The sequence below is a fragment of the Chryseobacterium sp. NG-CE01 genome (genome assembly GCF_055695505.1).
In genome coordinates this window covers 1,574,247-1,594,354 of record NZ_CM146369.1, presented here as the reverse complement: position 1 = coordinate 1,594,354, position 20,108 = coordinate 1,574,247, and the positions used below count along the sequence as shown (strand labels likewise).

The 20,108-nt window shown below is 36.8% G+C and carries 22 protein-coding genes; 13 read left to right on the top strand and 9 right to left on the bottom strand.

What is annotated here, in order from left to right:
* Positions 1-7: 7 nt before the first annotated feature.
* Both ACYT6F_RS07730 and ACYT6F_RS07725 read left to right on the top strand, forming a co-directional pair.
* Complete coding sequence (locus tag ACYT6F_RS07730) at positions 8-766, top strand: glycosyltransferase family 2 protein (protein WP_472600641.1); 759 nt, start codon at positions 8-10, stop codon at positions 764-766.
* Between the two features lie 9 nt (positions 767-775).
* Positions 776-1,402, top strand: a complete 627-nt coding sequence (locus tag ACYT6F_RS07725; protein ID WP_472600640.1) for a deoxyuridine 5'-triphosphate nucleotidohydrolase — start codon at positions 776-778, stop codon at positions 1,400-1,402.
* On the opposite strand, the gene ACYT6F_RS07720 is transcribed toward ACYT6F_RS07725, so the two are convergent.
* The 5 genes from ACYT6F_RS07720 to ACYT6F_RS07700 form a co-directional block, all read right to left on the bottom strand.
* Positions 1,394-2,623 carry a 3-deoxy-D-manno-octulosonic acid transferase gene (locus tag ACYT6F_RS07720; protein ID WP_472600639.1) on the bottom strand — a complete coding sequence of 410 codons (1,230 nt, stop codon included), beginning with the start codon at positions 2,621-2,623 and terminating at the stop codon, positions 1,394-1,396. The genes ACYT6F_RS07725 and ACYT6F_RS07720 overlap by 9 nt on opposite strands.
* 10 nt (positions 2,624-2,633) lie before the next feature.
* On the bottom strand, positions 2,634-3,101 hold the full coding sequence (locus tag ACYT6F_RS07715; protein ID WP_472600638.1) for a DUF1648 domain-containing protein: 468 nt from the start codon (positions 3,099-3,101) through the stop codon (positions 2,634-2,636).
* A 20-nt stretch (positions 3,102-3,121) separates the two neighbouring features.
* Positions 3,122-3,838, bottom strand: coding sequence for a C40 family peptidase (locus tag ACYT6F_RS07710; protein WP_472600637.1), 717 nt, complete (start codon positions 3,836-3,838; stop codon positions 3,122-3,124).
* Positions 3,839-3,916: 78 nt separating this feature from the next.
* On the bottom strand, positions 3,917-4,564 hold the full coding sequence (locus ACYT6F_RS07705; protein ID WP_472600636.1) for an O-methyltransferase: 648 nt from the start codon (positions 4,562-4,564) through the stop codon (positions 3,917-3,919).
* Between the two features lie 383 nt (positions 4,565-4,947).
* Complete coding sequence (locus tag ACYT6F_RS07700) at positions 4,948-5,781, bottom strand: OmpA family protein (protein ID WP_066440732.1); 834 nt, start codon at positions 5,779-5,781, stop codon at positions 4,948-4,950.
* A gap of 115 nt (positions 5,782-5,896) precedes the next feature.
* Between ACYT6F_RS07700 and tilS the strand changes: the two genes are divergently transcribed.
* From tilS to ACYT6F_RS07655, 9 genes are all read left to right on the top strand, one after another.
* Complete coding sequence (tilS, locus tag ACYT6F_RS07695) at positions 5,897-7,183, top strand: tRNA lysidine(34) synthetase TilS (protein ID WP_472600635.1); 1,287 nt, start codon at positions 5,897-5,899, stop codon at positions 7,181-7,183.
* The gene (locus ACYT6F_RS07690; protein ID WP_472600634.1) at positions 7,156-7,710 is read left to right on the top strand and encodes an RNA polymerase sigma factor; all 555 of its coding nucleotides are present in this window, start codon (positions 7,156-7,158) and stop codon (positions 7,708-7,710) included. The genes tilS and ACYT6F_RS07690 overlap by 28 nt, the downstream gene beginning before the upstream one ends.
* Positions 7,711-7,796: 86 nt before the next feature.
* Positions 7,797-8,756: a redoxin domain-containing protein gene (locus ACYT6F_RS07685; protein ID WP_472600633.1), complete on the top strand. Its 960-nt coding sequence runs from the start codon at positions 7,797-7,799 to the stop codon at positions 8,754-8,756.
* A 16-nt stretch (positions 8,757-8,772) separates the two neighbouring features.
* Entirely contained in the window at positions 8,773-9,687 is a 915-nt protein-coding gene (locus tag ACYT6F_RS07680; protein WP_472600632.1) for a hypothetical protein, read from the top strand.
* 268 nt (positions 9,688-9,955) lie between these two features.
* Entirely contained in the window at positions 9,956-12,019 is a 2,064-nt protein-coding gene (locus ACYT6F_RS07675; protein ID WP_472600631.1) for a protein-disulfide reductase DsbD family protein, read from the top strand.
* A gap of 212 nt (positions 12,020-12,231) precedes the next feature.
* On the top strand, positions 12,232-12,750 hold the full coding sequence (locus ACYT6F_RS07670; RefSeq protein ID WP_472600630.1) for an ExbD/TolR family protein: 519 nt from the start codon (positions 12,232-12,234) through the stop codon (positions 12,748-12,750).
* 60 nt (positions 12,751-12,810) lie between these two features.
* Positions 12,811-13,320 (top strand): hypothetical protein, encoded by a 510-nt coding sequence (locus ACYT6F_RS07665; protein ID WP_472600629.1) that lies wholly within the window; start codon positions 12,811-12,813, stop codon positions 13,318-13,320.
* A 9-nt stretch (positions 13,321-13,329) separates the two neighbouring features.
* Positions 13,330-14,112, top strand: coding sequence for an alpha/beta fold hydrolase (locus ACYT6F_RS07660; RefSeq protein WP_472600628.1), 783 nt, complete (start codon positions 13,330-13,332; stop codon positions 14,110-14,112).
* Position 14,113: 1 nt separating this feature from the next.
* Positions 14,114-14,911: a patatin-like phospholipase family protein gene (locus ACYT6F_RS07655; RefSeq protein ID WP_472600627.1), complete on the top strand. Its 798-nt coding sequence runs from the start codon at positions 14,114-14,116 to the stop codon at positions 14,909-14,911.
* 167 nt (positions 14,912-15,078) lie between these two features.
* Here the strand turns inward: ACYT6F_RS07655 and ACYT6F_RS07650 are convergent, their stop codons facing one another.
* A complete protein-coding gene (locus ACYT6F_RS07650; RefSeq protein WP_472600626.1) occupies positions 15,079-16,086 on the bottom strand; it encodes a DHH family phosphoesterase in 1,008 nt (335 codons plus the stop codon).
* A 232-nt stretch (positions 16,087-16,318) separates the two neighbouring features.
* Here ACYT6F_RS07650 and rpmH point away from each other — a divergent pair, with 232 nt between their 5' ends.
* Positions 16,319-16,477 carry a 50S ribosomal protein L34 gene (gene rpmH, locus ACYT6F_RS07645; protein WP_007843334.1) on the top strand — a complete coding sequence of 53 codons (159 nt, stop codon included), beginning with the start codon at positions 16,319-16,321 and terminating at the stop codon, positions 16,475-16,477.
* 154 nt (positions 16,478-16,631) lie between these two features.
* Positions 16,632-17,342 carry a cell division ATP-binding protein FtsE gene (locus ACYT6F_RS07640; RefSeq protein ID WP_169232055.1) on the top strand — a complete coding sequence of 237 codons (711 nt, stop codon included), beginning with the start codon at positions 16,632-16,634 and terminating at the stop codon, positions 17,340-17,342.
* A 21-nt stretch (positions 17,343-17,363) separates the two neighbouring features.
* Here the strand turns inward: ACYT6F_RS07640 and ACYT6F_RS07635 are convergent, their stop codons facing one another.
* The 3 genes from ACYT6F_RS07635 to ACYT6F_RS07625 are packed head-to-tail and all read right to left on the bottom strand — an operon-like array spanning position 17,364 to position 20,105.
* Entirely contained in the window at positions 17,364-18,065 is a 702-nt protein-coding gene (locus ACYT6F_RS07635; RefSeq protein WP_472600625.1) for a tRNA1(Val) (adenine(37)-N6)-methyltransferase, read from the bottom strand.
* Positions 18,065-19,519 carry a sensor histidine kinase gene (locus ACYT6F_RS07630; protein ID WP_472600624.1) on the bottom strand — a complete coding sequence of 485 codons (1,455 nt, stop codon included), beginning with the start codon at positions 19,517-19,519 and terminating at the stop codon, positions 18,065-18,067. Before ACYT6F_RS07630 ends, ACYT6F_RS07635 begins: the two co-directional genes overlap by 1 nt.
* Positions 19,500-20,105, bottom strand: coding sequence for a riboflavin synthase (locus tag ACYT6F_RS07625; RefSeq protein WP_472600623.1), 606 nt, complete (start codon positions 20,103-20,105; stop codon positions 19,500-19,502). The genes ACYT6F_RS07630 and ACYT6F_RS07625 overlap by 20 nt, the downstream gene beginning before the upstream one ends.
* Positions 20,106-20,108 lie beyond the last annotated feature (3 nt).

The following is a 20,108-nucleotide window of genomic DNA, read 5'->3' as shown; positions in this document are numbered from 1 at the left end:
AACACAAATGAAAGAGCTTGTTTCCATTATCACACCTTCATACAATTCGGCAGAATTTATTGAGGAAACAATACAGTGCGTACTTGGCCAGACCTACGAAAACTGGGAATGGCTGATTACGGATGACCTTTCCCGGGACAATACTGTCGAAATTTTGCAGAAATATAATGATCCGCGGATACAGCTTCACATTCTGGATCAGAATGGCGGAGCAGGCAATGCCAGAAATAAAAGCCTTGAAAGGGCTCAGGGAAGATATATTGCCTTTCTTGATTCCGATGATCTTTGGCACCCGGAATATCTCGAAACCATGATCCGTTATATGAAAGAGTATGATGCAGAACTCGTTTACTGTAACTATTCGAGATGTGACGAACACACCATGAAGCCTGTATTAAAAGATTTCCAGGCAGATAAAATCGTAACTTTTTCAAATTTGCTTAAAACCTGCAGACTGGCGCCGGTATCGACGATGTACGATACCAAGAGAGTCGGCAAATTTTTCTTTCCAGTAAAAAGCAAACGTGAAGATCATGTAATGTGGCTGAATCTTCTGAAGGAAATTCCGAAAGGCTATCCTTTACAAAAGACCCTTGCCAAATACAGAATGCGACAAAACAGCGTTTCCCGCAAGAAACAAAACATTATTAAAGATCAATATCTGGTGTATAAGGATTTTATGGGATTTTCTACAATTAAATCTTTGTATTATACGGCGAATTGGGCATTAAACGGATTTATAAAATATTCCAGAATTTTTAATTAAATTTAAAAAATGGAATATTCAAAAGATTTCAAAGCTGCAATAAGCAACTTTTCTCCCGCAGAAAAGGACAGGCTTATATTCAGGTTATTGAAAAAAGACAAACTTTTATCCAAAAAATTATATTTCGAACTTATTGATCCTGAAACTACTGACAATAAGCGGGACGCCATGGAAGATATTGTTGAAGAGAAGGTAATACTTGCTTCAAAATACATCAGCAATCAAAAATATTTCCTGAGCATCGTCAGAAAAATAAGTGCGGAAATCACGGAACATGTAAAAATCACGACCGATAAATTCGGAGAAGTAAGCCTTAATCTTTTGCTGATAAATACAATCCTGAATTATAATGATGATCTTGGACGTCTGAGATTTGATAATGTGTATAAGCTTTACCTCTATATTATTAATAAAACCGTAAAAGCTCTGCTTCTTACCAAAAAGCTGGATGTAGATTACTGGATGGAAATTGATGAATATCTGGATGAACTGAAAGGAAAAATTCTTCAGAACCATTATCTCTCAAAACTTTTCATTAACAACGGAATAGACCTTAACTGGCTTAAAAGCGATAAAATTCCGGAAAATTTTGATCAGGTGATAAAAGAAATTAAAAGTCAGGGATTTTTACGATAAAATTTTATTGATAATCAATGCCGTTGAACCCGGTTTATTATCAACGAATTTTTTAGCATTTGAAGACATCATCTGAAGGGTTTCTTCATTATTGATCAGGAACATCACAAAATCTGCCGCCAAACCTGTTTTTTCAAAAGATTTACCACCATCTGCGGAGATCAGCTCGTCGGCTTCCGGATTTTTGCGGTAATGATTTCCGAAGATCACAGGCACACCGAAAGTTGCCGCTTCCAGGATGTTGTGCAGCCCCGCATCATGAAAACCGCCTCCCACTACTGCAATATCTGCGTAAGAATACAATCTTGAAAGAAGACCGATACTATCGATGATTAAAACTCTGGAGTTAAAATTTTCTGCCGAATCTTTAATCGTACTGTACAAGATGGCTTCAGGAAACATCTGTTTCAGGTGCTGGACTCTTTTAAGATCGTGAGGCGCAATAATCAGTTTTGCATACGGAGTTCCCAGAAAGACTTCTTCAGCCATTTTTTCTTCGGCCTGCCAGGAACTTCCGAAAACAACAGCTTTATCCCTTCCTATGAAATCTTTAATAAATTCAACATGATTATCCTGGTTTCGGAGCTGCTTTACGCGGTCAAAACGTGTATCTCCTGTTACGGAAGATTGAGTAAGACCCACACTTTTCGCCAATGCATATGACATTTCTGTCTGATGGAAGAACCAGTCAATATTTTTCTGCAGCTGTTTTACAAACCATTTACCGTACGAAGTGAAGAAGGATTGTGTATCATAAAAGAGAGCCGAAATAACATACGTTTTTATATCTTTTTGTTTAAGCTCTTCTAAAAGGTTATACCAATAATCATATTTTACGGTGAAAAACAAGGTAACGTTGATCTGAACGACAAATTCGTTAACATCTGCCTTTTTATCGAACGGCAGATAACAAATAACGTCTGCAATATTTTTCTTTTTCACAACATTTTCATATCCGGAAGGTGAAAAGAAAGTAACCAGAATCTTATGATCCGAAAAGTTTTCCTTCAGCTGCTCCAGCACCGGAAGTCCCTGTTCATACTCGCCAAGACTTGCGGCGTGCATCCAGATTACCTTATCATTTGCAGAAAAAGCCGACTGTATTTTTTTTAACGATTCTTTTCTCCCGAGAACTCCTTTTTTTGCTTTCTCGTTAAACAAAGAAAAAACCTTCATTCCGAAGATCATTAAGCTGATAAATACATTATAGAAAAAAGCCATTACTTAAATTTCATTTAAAAAGACCAACAAAAATGAACAGAGCAATCAGACTGCCTATGATTGAAAACAATAGTGTAGAAAATGCAACCCGCGGTTTTGCATTATCATTAAGTGAATATCTGAGCATGTAATCCTGACTATTAAGAAAAATCAATGCTACTAAAAGAAAAAGCCATCTTATGAAAATTCCCATAATGAGAAACTGAGCATTTTCATTTTTTTCGGTAATCTGTACAGGATAATTCGCAGACTCCGGACTTCGGACAATAAAAGCAAACAAAAAATAGACAATCGTGAGTACACCAGGCATCAGATAAAAGTATTTTTTATTTCCAAAATTATCTGCTTTTCCGTCAAAATCAAAATGAATAGGAATGGTCTTCGGTAATGCTTTGTAATTTTTAATACTGAACCACCATAAAAACACAAGCAGCCCGAAATTTAAAATATCAAAAATCAGCAACAGAATATTCTCCATTTCAATTTTGTTTAAAAAATTTATAATATGCTTTTGATTACTCTCAGTTTGTGGGTATGTTTATTCATTTCTTTATTGAAAATCCCGGTAGAGTCCAGCGTATCAATTCTTACTTTTCCGGAAGCATGAATGATTTTCTGATTATCAAGCATAATTCCCACATGAATAATTTTGCCCTCAGGATTTTCAAAGAAAGCAAGATCTCCGGGCTGGCTTTCTTCAACAAAGGTTAAAGACTCTCCCACTTCTACTTGTTGCGAGGTATCTCTCGGTAATTTTATATTATGAATTTTGTATACCAATTGTGTAAATCCGGAACAGTCTACCGCAAAAAAACTTTTCCCTCCCCACAAATAAGGAACATTAAGAAACTCCTTGGCTGTTAAAGCTATACTTTCCCGCACATTGTGGCTTCTTCTGGATGCTACTACCGGAAATTCCACTTCAGAACCCATAGAAAGCAGCGTTTTGCCGTCATTCATCATCACGGAAGCGAAATCTTCGGTTACAACTGTTACTTTTCGAGCCGCCAGTTCTTCATCGGTTACGGGTTTCAGCTGTTTGGTATCCATCCAGCCTTCATATCCGTCATAATGCATTTTTATCCGGGTCCAGTTTTTATTCACTTCGAGGATATCGGCGCTTTCGCCAAAAAGTATTTCCGTAACAATTTCAGCCTTGTCTGAACTTTCCGCACGCACAGGTGCCACCGTTACAATACAAACTCCTTTATTCATTAATTTATATTAAAGGTTTAGAATGAGGATAAGATTGAGAAATTCATAGTAAATTTCAGCCTTACACTCAGCCTTATTTTATTTTCTGCGTAAAAAATTTACACCATCCCGCAAAGGTAAAATAAGATTTTCAAAATCATCATCTTTCGCGATCAGATCATTGAGTTCTTTAATAGCCTGTGTAGACTTCTGCTTGGGATTTTCTTCCAGTACTTTCCCGTACCAGAGAACATTGTCGAACATTACTACAGAACCGGATTTTGTGTGCGGCTTGATCAATCTGAAATATTCCGCGTAATTTTCTTTGTCTGCATCGATAAAAACAAGATCGAAGAACTGGTCGGTTTCTTTTAAAAATTCTTTTGCGTCCTGAAGCCTAAAATCAATTTGAGAAGAACGCCCGCTTTCTGCAAAATACTTTTCAGGCAGATAAGCAAGATCCTCATTCACGTCAAGCGTGGTAATCCTGCCGTTTTCTTTAAGTCCTGATGCAAGGCAAAGCGTCGCATATCCTGTAAATGTTCCTATTTCAAGAATATTTTCAGGCTGCAACATTTGGGAAATAATTGTCAGCAATCTTCCCTGCTGATATCCTGAAATCATGTGGGGCTGAGTTGTTTTCTGATAGGTTTCCCTTCTCAGCTTTTTCAGTATTTCGGGTTCCGATGAAGCATGGGTTTCCAGATAGCGGTCCATTTCCTGATTCTTTTCTTCAAAAAAGCTCATTCTACAAATTTTGTTGATTCAAATTTACTTAAATATAAGCAAAAAGCCCAACGAATCGCAAATATTCCGAGTCATGGGAGAATCCCCGGAAAAATTACCGTAAAAACACGGATGTTTTGGCTTTCGGAATAGCTATACCTTTGGATCAGGGTAAAAACACTAACTAAAATGAATGCAGGAGTAAAACAAATTAACCAGGAGAAAAAGAGGAATGCACTATCTAAAGACAGAACAGAATCTCTGAAGAAAACTAAGCCGGAAATATCCAATTCATTTTTACAGCGAATTATTTCATTATTGAAAAAAGAAGAATTAATTTGATTAAAAAAATAAATCCCGAATTGCTTCGGGATTTATTTGTATTGATTGAATGTTTGTTCTTATTATTTTTTAGGCGCTATGTCCATTAATTTCATGAATTCATCCAGCTTCGGCATGATGATGATTTCCGTTCTTCTGTTTTCAGCTCTTCCGGAAACGCTCATATTAGTTGCTTTAGGATTGTATTCTGATCTACCACCAGCTGTGATTCTCGCTGGATCTACTCCGAACTGAGTCTGTAATACTTTAGCAACGGCAGTACCTCTCAATGCAGAAAGATCCCAGTTGTCTCTAGGCAGGTTTGGAGAATTTAAAGGAGCATTGTCGGTATTACCTTCGATTAGTACAGAATATTTGTCGTAATCGTTGATTACTTTCGCTACTTTTCCTAATACTTCCTGTGCTGCAGGCAATACGTTGTAATCTCCTGTTTTGTAAAGCATTTTGTCAGAAAGAGAGATCATTACCACTCCTTTCAGAACTTTCACCTGAACATCGCTGTCTGCTACATTATCCAAAGATCTCTTCAGCTTGTTTGATAAAGCTAAATTAAGGCTGTCATTTTTAGCATTGCTGGAGATCAGCTGCTTGATGTAAGAGTTTGAAGCGTTGATCTCTCCCACCAGCTTGTCGATATTGGCAGAGCTTTTCCCTGTATTGGAAAGACATGCATCCAATGAAGATTTTAAAGCATCGTGCTGACTTTTCAACAGGTTGTTTTCGCTCGTCAAAGCAGAGTTCTGAGACTTCAGATCCTGAATTTCTCTCTGTCTTTCTCCCACGTTCTCAATACATTGTTTGTAATTTGAGCTCAGTGCATCATACTGTTTTTTGCTGATACAAGATGTCATTCCCAACACCATTGCAGATACTGCTAAGATTTTAAAAATTTTCATAAATAATCATTTTTAGACGATCAAAGGTAACAAAATTCATTTTAATTATATCGATTATCTTTGCACAAAGAAATTCTTAGCATACCTATTGAAAACGTCTGACCTAAAAAATCAATTGCAAAACCTTGTACCGGCTTCCGAAACAAGCACTTATCTTCTGGCAGTAAGCGGCGGCGCAGATTCTATGGTCCTGGCCCGCTGTTTTCATGATTTAGGAGCATCATTTCATGTTGCTCATATCAATTATAGACTGCGTGGTGAAGACTCTGACCTTGATCAAAAAGTAGTGCAGGATTTTTGTCAGAACAACAATATCAAATTCCATCTATATACAGTTTCTGATAAGGATAATAAACCTGCAGGTTCCATTCAGCTGTGGGCACGAGAACTGAGATATAATTTCTTTAAAGAAATCCGCGAAAAAGAAAACCTTGATTTTCTGGTAACCGCCCATCATCTGAATGACCAGCTTGAAACCTTTATTATTAATCTTTCAAAAGCAGCAGGTATCAATGGCCTCAGTGGAATTCCGGCTAGTGATAATAATATTTTACGCCCGTTTTTATCTTATTCAAAAGAAGAGATTTATGCTTTTGCCAAAGAAAATCATATTGAATACCGGGAAGATCTTTCCAACTCAAAAAATGATTATCTGAGAAATAAAATACGACATAAAATTGTTCCTAAATTAATGGAAACCAATGAACACTTCCTGGAAAATTTCAGAAAAAGTTCATTATACCTCAACCGGACAAGACATTTTGTTCAGCAGCAGATTGAAGAAATTGAAAAAAGCATTACTGTTTTTAACCAGTACCAGAAAATATTATCGAAAGAACAGCTTGCTGCGGAAAGCGATTTTGTAAAATTTGAAATTTTAAGAAAGTACGGCTTTGCCCACGAAGAAGAGATTGCAAAAATTTTTATAGCGGAAAACGGAAGTGTATTTTTTTCGAAAGAGTATCAGTTAGCTGTCGACCGGAATGCTTTTGTTATCACAGGCCTTGAAGAAGATATTCTAAAAGAGTCTGAAGAAATTATTTTGGACAACAATAATAATGAAATATTACTCCACGAAAACAAGGAATATCAATTTATTGATTTAAAACCGTTCGACTGGGTTATAGATCCTGAAAAGATCAGCTTTCCATTAAAATTAAGAAAGAAAAAAGAAGGAGACGTATTTTTCCCTGTTGGGATGAAAGGCAAAAAAAAGGTCGCCAAATTCCTGCGGGACGAAAAATTATCTATTTTAGAAAAACAAAACACATGGTTGCTGTGTGACGCAAAAGACCAGATTTTAGGAATACTTCCTTATAGACAGGACAGGAGATTTTGCACAGGGCAGCACACTCAGAAGACACTACAAATACGATGGATAAAAGAACAACAAACACTTTAGCAATAGAAGATTTCAGGAAGGACAGTAATGTTGCTTTCGCTATTTTATATCAAAAATATTTTGTCTACACAAAAAAGTTTGTTCTTAACAACAGCGGAAACCTTGAAGACGCTGAAGATATTTTTCAGGACGCACTTATTATTTTATACGAAAAATTATACGCCGATAATTTCAAAGCATATACTTGCCTCGCCAATTATCTATCGGGAATTTCTAAAAATTTATGGCTAAAAAGGCTTAGAAACAAAGAGTTTTTAACAGAAATCCCGGACAATTACTATATTACCCATCAGGAAGAGATCAATACCGCCATCGAAAATGAGCGTGATTATTGGGATAAGCTTAATGATTATATGAATGCTATATCTTCGCACTGCAAAAATTTGATCCAGGATATTTTTATGAATAATAAAAACATTGAAGAAATTCAAAGCAAATACAAATATTCCAGCAAGCACAATGCACAGAACCAAAAGCATAAATGTGTAGAGCAAATCAGAAAAATTAAAGACAAAGATAATTTTTAACACTGAAATACTGATAGTTATAAAAAATCATTCGAAACCGGGTGATTTTTTTTTGTTTTTGGAACTTATAAATAAGTAACAATATCATGACAAAAAAAATAATACTTAGTCTGTGCTTTTTATTAGCAATCGTTGCAAACGCACAGGGTAAAAAAGGAATTAACTTTCAGAAGATCAACTTAGAAACAGCAAAAGAGATTGCAAAGAAAGAAAACAAGCTCATCTTCATAGACCTCTACACGACATGGTGCGGTCCCTGTAAGCTAATGCAGAAAAATACTTTCACTGATGCAAAAGTTGGGGCAATTTTTAATAAAAACTTTGTGAATCTTGCCATAGATGCAGAAAAGGAAGGCGTAGCACTGGCAAAAGAGTTTAAAATTGTCAATTTCCCGTCGTTCTTGTTTTTAGATGCAAGCGGTAAACTGGTTCAGTATGATTTTGGCTATTATAATGCCACACAATTCTCAGCCATAGGAATGTCGGTTGCAAATAAAATTTCACCTTCTGCAGTTCCGAAAACAATTGATACGGTAAAAGGAAAGATGGTAGGCGATAAAATTCCGGGCTTTTCTGCGAAAGATCATTTGGGAAATACATTTTCTTTATCAAATCAAAAAGAAAAATTGGTCGTGGTTTTCATTCGCGGGCAATGGTGTCCTTACTGCAACAGATATATAGAATCTCTTCAAAATATTTCTCCTGAATTAAAAGCTAAAAATGCAAAACTGGTGATTATATCTCCGGAGAAACCTGAATTTATAGAAAAAACCATCGAAAAAACCAAAACATCATATACGGTTTTATATGATGAAGACTACAAGATCGCCGAAGCGTTTGATGTACTTTATACTCCGGATGCAAAAATACTGGATCTCTACAATTCAAAGGTAGAAGGTTTTGCCACTAGCAGATCTGATAATTCCGGGAGGCTTCCGGTTTCCGCAACTTTTATTCTGGATGAAAATAAAATCATCTCATGGCGACATTTTAATCCGGATTATAAAGAAAGAGCATCAATAGAAGATATTTTAAAACAATTATAAAAATAAAACACTCCTTATGAAAACATTTTATTTCGCTTTTCTAAGCATTTTTTTGATGACTATTCCCGGAATTTCACATGCCCAGGGTTGCAGTGACGCCGGTTTTTGTACCGTAAACAGTTTAAAGCCGCATAATGCTGCCGACTCTGCTAATAGTCACAGAAATGAACTGAAAGCAGGATTTTCTTTCGGAAAGGCTGATAATTCCGTTACGGTTTACGGTCAATATCTGGAATATAACAGACAAATCAGTTCTAAATTTGGCATTAGCGCCAAAGCTACTTCTATTGCCCAAACAGGAAATGGCATCAGTGTGTTTGGACTATCTGATATTTACCTGAATTCAAATTACCGGGCAAACAAAAACCTTACATTCACATTAGGCGCGAAAATTCCTCTGAACAACGGAAATAAAGCCGATAACGGGAACATTCTTCCCATGGATTATCAATCCAGCTTAGGAACCTTTGACCTTATTGCCGGAATTGGATATCAGATCAAAAGACTACAGTTGGTTGCAGCCTTACAACAGCCTTTAACACAAAATGAAAACCAGTTCAATGCCAAAAATTACCCTGCCAATTCCGCTTTAGCAGATTTTCAGAGTACCAAAGATTTCAAACGCAGTGGTGATGTTCTTTTGAGGGCTTCTTATCCGGTAAAAATCACAGAAAAACTATTATTAACGCCTGGATTGTTAAATATTTATCATCTTTCTAAAGATAAATTTACCAATTCGGCCGGCTTTCAGCAGGAAATCGACGGATCTGACGGCTTAACCATTAATGGAAATGTATTTTTGGATTATAGCTTAAACAAAACCAATGCTTTGCAGCTTAATATCGGAGTACCGTTTTTAGTGCGTGACACACGGCCTGACGGATTGACGAGAAGCTTCATTGCCAATCTGGAGTACAGCTTTAAATTTTAATAACATCATTTTTAATGATTAAAAATAACAGATAGAATAGATTTTAAGACCCTGAATCTTACCATAACGCTTTATAAATAACTGTTATTTAAAAAAAGAAAGTTTCTAAGTTTTTTAGGGACGAAAAAATATCTAATTTAGCGACACAAAAATCCGGTTGCGCGCCGATCGTGGATTCTGTATTCGGGATAATTCTAGTGACAGAACCGGAAACACGCAGGGAGTGAGAAGTCCTGACACATTCTCAAAATTTTTAATAAGAAGCAAAATGAAATTTAAAAACTGGTTTTTATTAATTCTGCTGTTTTTAGCAACAGGAATTAATGCACAAATCAAAAATCCTGTAAAATTTAAATTTACAATCAACGAATTAGGTGACAATCAATACGAAGCCGTGCTAAACGCTACGATGGAAAGCGGCTGGCATATTTATTCAAAAGACATTCCGGAAGATACCGGAATTCCTACTGATTATAAAGTTTCCGGGAAAAATATTGAACTGATCGGCAAATTTACCGAAGTTGGGAAAAAGCATGAAGAATTTTCAGAAGCTTTCGGAGGAACGATTGTGTATTATTCTAATTCAGCAGGTTTTAAGCAAAAGTTTAAACTTAAAGACGGTACCAAACCGGGTGATGTTGTCGCAGAAATTACTTATCAGACCTGTGACGACAGAGTTTGCCTGGCACCGAATACTTTAGAATTCAACAAACAGGTAACACCAAAAGGCGCTCCGGAAGACACAGCAGCAGAAACTACCGAACCGATAAAAGATTCTGTAAAAACAGAAACACCGGTGGAAAATCCTGCGAAACGCGCCGCTACTGTAACGGAAACATCAAAACTAGACCCTAAACAATTAAAAATAGAATCCATTAATTTTGAAAAACCGCTCACCGATTGTGGAGTTGCCGCTGAAAAAGTATCTGAAAATTACTGGACGTATTTACTTCTAGGATTTATCGGAGGGCTGATTGCATTACTTACACCATGCGTTTTCCCGATGATTCCGCTTACGGTATCCTTCTTTACGAAAGGCAGCCTGAATAAGGCCAAAGGAAAAAGAGATGCCTTTATCTACGGATTTTTCATTTTCCTGATCTTTATTTTGCTGAGTGTTCCATTCCATATTATTGATGGCATTGCCGGAAATATTTTTAACGAAATATCTACCAGTGTATGGCTGAACATCGCATTTTTCATCATATTCATTTTCTTTGCGGGAAGCTTCTTCGGATATTATGACATCACTTTACCAAGTGCCATTGCCAACAAATCTTCAAAAGCGGAAGAAGCAGGCGGAATTGTAGGGATTTTCTTTATGGCTTTAACATTGGTGATCGTTTCATTCTCTTGTACGGGTCCTATTTTAGGGAGCTTATTGGGAAGTGCAGTGACAGGTTCGGCTAATGTTCCGATGTTACTGACCTTTGCGTTAGCTGGCTTTGGTTTGGCGTGGGCGATTATTTTCGGATTGCTGGCTTTATTCCCGCAGGCACTGCAAAGTCTTCCAAAATCCGGAGGATGGATGAATACCGTAAAAGTTGTTTTAGGTTTCGTAGAATTGGCTTTAGCGTTAAAATTCTTATCAAAAGCAGATTTGGTTTCCAAAACATTCTTATTGAAAAGAGAACTTTTCATTCTGATCTGGATTCTTGTGGCTTTAGGTTTAGCACTCTATTTATTTGGTGTGATCAGATTTCCGCATGATGATAAAAAGCCGAAAATTTCCGTTACCCGAAAAATTCTCGGTATTTTGGGATTAGGTTTTGTGATTTACCTGATTCAGGGATTAATTCCTTCGGAGCGTCCAAAGCTTCAATTATTAAGTGGAATTTTACCTCCTTTAAATGTTAGTTATTTCCATGATGAAAAAGACGGAATTTTAGGAATGCACCCGGAACATGATTTCTTTAAAGCAGTTGAACTTGCTAAAAAAGAAGACAAACCGATCTTAATTGACTTCACTGGTTATGGTTGCGAGAACTGTAGAAAGATGGAAGAATTTGTATGGAGTGAAAATGATATCCTGCCGATTCTTCAGAATGATGTCGTCCTGGCTTCACTTTATGTAGACGACAAAGAAGAACTTCCCGAAGATCAGAAAACAAAAATTGATCTTGGTGACGGACAGGTAAAAAAGGTAAAAACAATCGGTGACCGATGGAGCTTATTCCAACAGGTGAATTTTAATAATAATTCTCAACCACATTACGTTTTACTGACTCCGGACGGGAAAGTAATCAATACTCCCGTTTCAGGATACATGCCTAAAGAGGATTTCAAAAAATTCCTTGAATGCGGAGTAAATTATTATAAGAACAATAAATAATTGTACGATTAATATAGAGTAAAGCCTTATCAATTCTTGGTAAGGCTTTTTTATTATGCTGATTTGCAGAAAAATACAAAATATCTTATTTGAAGAATATAAAATATACAATTAATTTAAAAATAAGGTATACAATTTGTATTAAATTTACAAATAGGTACAAATTCGACATGCTTATTTAAAAACCGTTTAACAATTAAAAACTATTAACTATGGCTGAAGTAATCGCACAAGAAAAGCAGGGAGGCAGCAAGCAGAGAAAAAAAATGATCCGCGTAGACATGACTCCAATGGTAGATTTAGGATTTCTCTTAATTACCTTCTTTATGTTTACCACTAATTTCACAAAACCTAATGTGATGGATCTGGGATTGCCTGGAAAATCACCAAATCCCCCTACAAATGTTGTAGATGTTAATAATCAGATTACATTTATTTTGGGTAAAGACGACCGGGTATTTTATCATCAGAAGACGAAGGAAGATTTAGACAAAAGCAATTTAAAAGAAACCGATTTCAGCGGAATCAATATCACTAAAATCATTTCCGAAGCGTATAATAACGCTCCTAAAAAAGAAAACTTTACCATTATCATCGAACCTACCGATGATGCCAATTACAAAAACTTCGTCGATATTCTGGATAATATCGCGATCTCCAAAAAAGAACGTTACGGCGTTACCGACATCAAGCCCTGGGAAAAGAAAGTTTACGATGAATTAACCCAATAACAACCAAGAGCATTTTCAAAATGCTCTTTTTTTATTTATTTTTGGCTATAATTTTATATAATGAAAAACTTTTTAACCGCTCTTGCGACAACGGCTTTGTTTGTTTCCTGCTCTAAAAAAGAAGCCACTTCTGCATCAAATAAAACCGACAGCATAAAAATCGTAGATTCCATTAACGATGCAAGGACAAAAATTAACGACAGCATTAAATCTAACAACCGTTTCAAAGATTTCAGCGGACCTCACAAGCTCACGCATAATTCCATACAAAGCTCAGGAACCATTTCATTCGAAAAAATTGATGGTGAAAGAGACCATTATAATGTTTCCGGTCAGATAAAATCAGCGAAAAATTCTCTTGAAATTAAAGGTTTTATGGATGTAGTTTCCAATAAATACATGAATTTTACCGGAACTATTTCACAAAGTATTTCCGAATACGAAAATGGAAAGCCTGATCTCAGAAAGGGAACCAAAACATTCATGTCTAAAGACGGCGGCAAAACATACCGACTTCAGAATATGGTAAATGGTTCGGGTTTTGTTGATCATATTGATATTCATTTTTAATCTGAAATTATGCTAAACTTCAAGAGAAAAGGAAACGGAAAGGAAACACTTGTTTTACTTCATGGTTTTATGGAAAACATTACGATCTGGAGTGACTTGGAACCTCATCTTTCCGAAAATTTTTCATTACTGAAAATCGACCTTCCGGGACATGGGCAATCGGATATTATTGCGGAAGTTCAGACCATGGAACTGATGGCAGAAGAGGTAAAAAAAGTTCTGGACGATCAGAATTTACAAAAAGTTCATTTGTTAGGACATTCAATGGGTGGCTATATTTCTCTCGGTTTTGCTGAAAAATATCCTGAGTACCTGAAAAGTGTAACCTTATTTTTCTCATCCTATCTTGCTGATGATGCTGAAAAAAAAGAGCAGCGCATCAAAAGTTACCGAATCATTGAAGATGCTTTTGCACACTACGTTAGAGCCGGAGTTCCCAATCTTTTCAATCCGAATGAAAGAGATGTTCTTGAAGGCAAAATAGAAACAGCGCTTGAAGTGGCCCTTTCTACCAATAACCTTGGCGCTCTGGCATCCGTAAAAGGAATGGTGGAACGAACAGACAAAAAGCATATTCTCGAAAACCTTGACTGCAAGATTTTAGTTTTGGCCGGAAAACATGACAATGCGGTAAAAACAGAAACGATGATAAAGAATCTTCCGGACCGAACCAATATCAAGTCTTATGTTCTCGATTGCGGCCATAACGGTCATTGGGAGAAACCTGAAATATGTGCAGCAATCATCAATACGGAGCTTCTCCATCATTTACCGAAACATTTAGTTTTTTGATATGCTGGATTTCTTATTCAAAAAAAAGAAACCGGTCATCGGACTTACTCTTTCGGGAGGAGGAATGCGCGGCATTGCACACATTGCCGTGTTAAAAGCACTGGAAGAATACAACCTTAAGCCGGATATCATCTCAGGAACCAGCGCCGGATCTATTGTAGGCGCATTTTATTCCCTGGGGAAATCGCCTGACGAAATGATGGAAATTGTAAAACAGACTACTTTTTTCTCCAGATCGTATTTAAAGCTTTCTAAAAACGGAATTTTCAGTTCGAAATTTATTCTGAAATTATTTATGGATCATTTTCCGGAAGACGATTTTAAAATTTTAAAAATCCCGGTATATGTAGCAGCAACCGAAATGACTCATGGAATTGTAGATTTCTTTTCGGAAGGCGAACTTTTCGGGCCACTACTCGCTTCATCCAGCGTGCCTTTTATTTTACCCCCTGTAAAAATGGGTGAAAAAATCTATGTAGACGGTGGTGTTTTAGACAACCTTCCCATTGAACCTATCATAGATAAATGTGATTTCCTCATTGCGTCCCACGTTAATTCCATCAGCTATGACAGCCTCGAAAAAATGAGCCTGATGAAGGAATTCGACCGGATTTTACACTTAGCAATCGCAAAATCCGTTTATTCCAAAGCAAAATCCTGTGATATTTTTCTGGATCCGCCAAAAATGACAAAGTTCAGTTTGTTCAACAAAAAATTCCTCGATATCATGTTTCAGGAAGTATATGAATACACCTGCAAAGAACTTGAGGAAAAAGGATACTCCCGGTTTCAGAACTAAACTGAAAGTTTGAGAGTTTAGTGTGTTAAAGTGTGTGTTGCGAGGAACAAAACGACAAAGCATCCTCAAATAAAATTTGAATTCTGAGTATATTATTTAAACACTGAGATGCCGCTGAATGACAACCAACGCAATTTGCTTAGACTAAACCTTAACCTAAATATTAATTACAGACTTTCTTCAGCTTCAATTTTATTTTTGAACGTTTCTATGGTGTCCGGCAGAGATTCATGAGATTTTCCTCCTGCTGCATTGATGTGGCCTCCTCCGTTAAAATATTTTCTTGAGAATTGATTAACATCCATATCATCCTTGCTTCTGAAAGAGATTTTAATAAAACTCTCATACAGGTCTTCCATGAAGAATGCCGCCATTTTCACGCCCATAATACTCAGTCCGTAGTTTACAAAACCTTCGGTATCTCCTTTCTGGAAACCATATTCTTTTAATTCTTCCCTTGTTAAATAAAGAACAGCAACTTTTCCGTCTTTTACCACTTCGATTCTTCCTAAAATTAAGGCTAATAAATGAAGACGTGAAACGGTATTCGTATCCCAGGTATTCGAGGTAATCATTGCAGGATCTGCTCCATGCTCAATAAGGTTTGCAATAATCCTGTGCGTGGCCGAACTGGTAGAGCGGAAACGGAAACCTCCTGTATCCGTCATAATTCCTGTATAAAGACATTCAGCAATATCTTTATTAACGAGATTTTCGTCATCAAGTGCTTCAATAAAATGATAAACCATCTGACAGGTTGCGGGAATGACCGTGTCTGAATACACAAAATCAAACGGCTCAGGCTGCTGATGATGGTCGATAAGAATTTTTTTTGCCTTTGCATGAGCCAGCCAGTCACCCAGCAGACCAATCCTGGAATGGGCATTAAAATCAAGACAGAAAATAACATCCGCTTCACTGATCAGGTCAGAAGCTACTTTTCTTTTGTACTCCCCTATCAGAACTTTTTTAGCTTCCGGCATCCATTTCAGAAATTTCGGAAAATCGTTCGGAACGATCACTTCCGCAAAAATTCCTCTTGCTTTCAGATAATGTTTTAAGCCCAGGCTGGAACCGATCGCATCCCCATCAGGATTGTAATGGGTAAGGATTACGATTTTGTTTTCCGGAGTCAGTAACGTATTGATTTCTAAAAGTTCCGCGGGTGTAAACATGGGATGTTTTATTTTCTTTAAAATTTAAGTTTCCAAAGATAGAGCTTTTAAATAAATCATTACCTATTATTTTGTACCTTTATAAATTCTTATCTGGCGGGACTTAGCAATAATTCCAAAGAAAGGAAGGTAAAAAATTCAAAAAAACATTAGTAAAGTTTGCAACTTTTAAAAAATTGCATATCTTTGCAACCTGAAAATTAATAGATAATTACGATTTAAACATATAGTAATGAGTAAAAGAACATTCCAGCCATCAGAAAGAAAAAGAAGAAACAAACACGGTTTCAGAGAAAGAATGTCTACGCCAAATGGAAGAAGAGTTTTGGCTGCGAGAAGAGCTAAAGGCAGAAAGAGTTTAACTGTAAGTGCATCACGCGCTAAGAGATAATCTTTTTTATTATCATATACAAATCATGCTTGAAAAGAAGTTTTTCAGGCATTTTTTGTTGTTAAAATTTCCTAAAATTTAGGTTCCTTATTCTTCTTTTTCCTATTTTTAAAATCTGAAAAAATTTTAGAAAAAGCACTTTTAAAACTGAATTATGCCACATACAAATATTGCCGGAGACAACATCATCAGCCTGCAGCACGCCAAGATCGCACAGAAAAATTTTACGGTGCTTTCCGATGTAAATCTGAACATTAAGAAAGGACGTTTCTGCTATCTTATCGGGAAAACAGGTTCAGGAAAAAGTTCACTGCTGAAAACTTTGTACGGGCATATTCCTTTAGCTTCAGGTCACGGAGCTGTGGTTGGCTTTGATCTTGCCAAGCTCAGAGCTTCTGACGTTCCCAACCTAAGAAGAAAATTAGGAATTGTTTTCCAGGATTTCCAGCTGCTTTCCGACAGAACCGTGGAAAAAAACCTGAAATTCGTACTGGAAGCGACAGGATGGAGTGACAAAATTAAAATGGAAGACCGTATCAACGAGGTGCTGGGAAGCGTAAACATGAAAAGCAAGAAACACAAGATGCCTCATGAACTTTCGGGTGGCGAGCAGCAGCGTGTGGCGATTGCAAGAGCTTTACTTAATCATCCTGACTTAATTTTGGCAGATGAGCCTACCGGAAACCTCGATCCGGAAACATCTAATGAAATTATGACCCTTTTAAAACAGGTCGCCCTTGAAAACGGAGCAGCCGTAGTAATGGCAACACATGATTATCACATGATACAGAACTTCCCGGGTGAAGCGATCCGGTGTGAAGACGGAAAAGTTTCTGTGCTTGATACCGCAGAACTATTTGAATAAAAAGTAAGATATTCCTAAAATCTAACTTTCTTTTTTAAAAACATGAAACTCTTTGGTGAGTTCAAGATATTGGTCCGAGTATTGTCTCGGACTTTTTTCTATAATCAATTCAGATTCTTCCAGTCTTTTTTCAGACTTGGAAAATTCAAGAACCAGCCTTTTTACTTTTGAGCTTTCAATTCCTTTTATGTGGATTTTCCGGATCAGAAACATTTTATTCTCATCAGCCATTGCTATGAAATCGTTTCCCGCTTCAGCCGGAATAATTACCGACAAAATTCCTTCATCAGAAAGCATCTGTGAAGACTTTACAATAAGCTGAAGAAAATTCAATTCTACAGTTTGTCGGGCAATTTTGTCCTTTTCAGAATCAGAAGCTTCAAAATAAGGAGGATTAGAAACAATTAGATCAAACTTCTGCCCCGTTTCAAAATCTTTGAAATCCTGATGAATATTTTTTAACCTTGAAAAAAAAGGTGCATTTTGAAAATTAACTTTTGTAATCTCTGCAGCATTCTTATTAATGTCAATTCCCAGGAACTTCGCTTCAGGATTTCGCTGGGCAAGCATTAAAGAGATCAGCCCCGTTCCTGTTCCGACTTCGAGAACATTGAGGGCATTTTTAACATCCGCAAGGACACCGAGCAGGACACCGTCGGTACCCACCCGAAAAACATTTTTCGACTGCTGAATGGTAAATTGTTTAAAGCTAAAAGGTTTCACTATAGGTTTGTAGGCAAAGTAATGGTAAATGTAGAACCCTTTCCAACTTCAGATTTTACGGTAATTTCCCCTTTATAATCTTCTACCATTTTTCTGACCATGGATAATCCCAAGCCCATGCCGCTGTTTTTAGAGGTAAAATTAGGCTCAAAGATTCTTTCATATACATTCTCGGGAATCCCTATTCCATTATCCTGAACAGAGATCATCACTCTTCTCTGATGCTGCTCTACGTCGACATTAATAATTAATTTCCGCTCATCACTTTCGGCCTGTTTCGCGTTGGTAACAAGATTGGTAATGATTCTGGACAGATAAATCCTGTCCATATTAATCATAATATTACTTTTATTGGAATGTATAAAAATGCTGTCGTCATTGAAAACGCGCAGAATATCTTCCACTTCATTATTGAGGTTAATGATCTCGTTATTTTTTTCCGGAAGCTTGGCAAATTCAGAAAACGCCGATGCTACAGTGGCGATAAGATCGATCTGATCCACCATCGTCTTGCTCATCTGCTTCACTTTTTCCCTTACATTCGGATCTTCAGGATCAAATTTTCTCTCAAAATTCTGGATGGTAAGTTTCATTGGTGTCAGCGGATTTTTCACTTCGTGGGCCACCTGTTTTGCCATTTCTCTCCATGCCTCTTCCGAAGCTTTAAAGCGGAGTCTTTCCTTCTGATCCTGAATCTGAAGAATCATCCTGTTATAGGCTCTTGCCAAAGCATTTAATTCGTCGTTTTTATAATACCGGATCGGGCGCATTTCATTTTCAAATAGCGTAATGCGGGTTATCATATCAGAAAATTTCGTGATATTTTTAGCAAGACTATTTGACATCACCCAGCTGAACCATACGCTGAACAGCATCAGAAAAACATCAACGAGGAGAATATATTTTACATAAATATTAAGGACATCCAGATAGGCAGATTCATTGTGATATAAAGGAATATACACAATAGCAATAGGCTCAAGATCATTATTTTTTAACAGCAGGTAAGACGATGTAAGCACTGCATCTTTAGACGCGTCGTAGCCTCTTATGTCTACCCTTGCATTGGTTGAAAGAATCCTGTTTACAATGGTGATGGGAACCTTTTTCTGCTCAACAAGGCTTTCTTCTTTGTTTGAAAGTAAATAATTTCCTTTTAAATCGTATAAAATTATGTCGTGCTGGTTGATATCTGCGATTTCGAAAATCTTATTATCAAGAAGACTGGGAAGATCTTTTGTTTCGGTATGCTTCATGCTCACCGCATAATCCAGATACCGGATCACCGCTCCTGTTTTTTCCCGCATATCAATTTTGCTTTTCGTCATAGAATTTTCTCTTAAAACAAAATAAGGAACTAACGAAGAAGCTACTACGCTTAAAAGACATACCAATAAGAATCCGAAAAAAACACGGTTTCTTAAGCTATATCCTTTATACATAATCATTGACATTCTGTTTATTAATTAACCTAGCAATATACTTACCAATTATATCGAATTCTAAATTAACTTTGTCACCTTTTTTTAAATACTGCATGTTGGTAAAATCCCATGTATAAGGAATAATAGCAACGGAAAACTGATTATCCTGACTTTTTGCAACCGTAAGACTGATCCCGTTTACGGTAATGGAACCCTGAGGAACTGTTACAAAACTACCGTTACTTTCGTATGCTATGGTAATAAAATAACTTCCGTCTTTATTTTCAATGCTTACTACTTCACCGGTTTTATCAACATGGCCCTGAACAATGTGTCCGTCCAGCCGCCCGTCCATTTTCATACAACGTTCCAGATTCACCACGGTGCCCACTTCCCATTTACCGAGGTTTGTTTTTTCTAGCGTTTCATTGATTGCAGTTACGACATATTGATCTCCTTCAATCTTTACAACCGTAAGACAGCAGCCGTTATGCGCCAAGCTCTGGTCAATTTTCAATTCGTTCGTGAAAGGGCATGTTAATGTAAAATCAATATTGCTTCCGTTTTCTTCAATCTTCTCAATTACTCCCACCGCTTCAATTATTCCTGTGAACATATT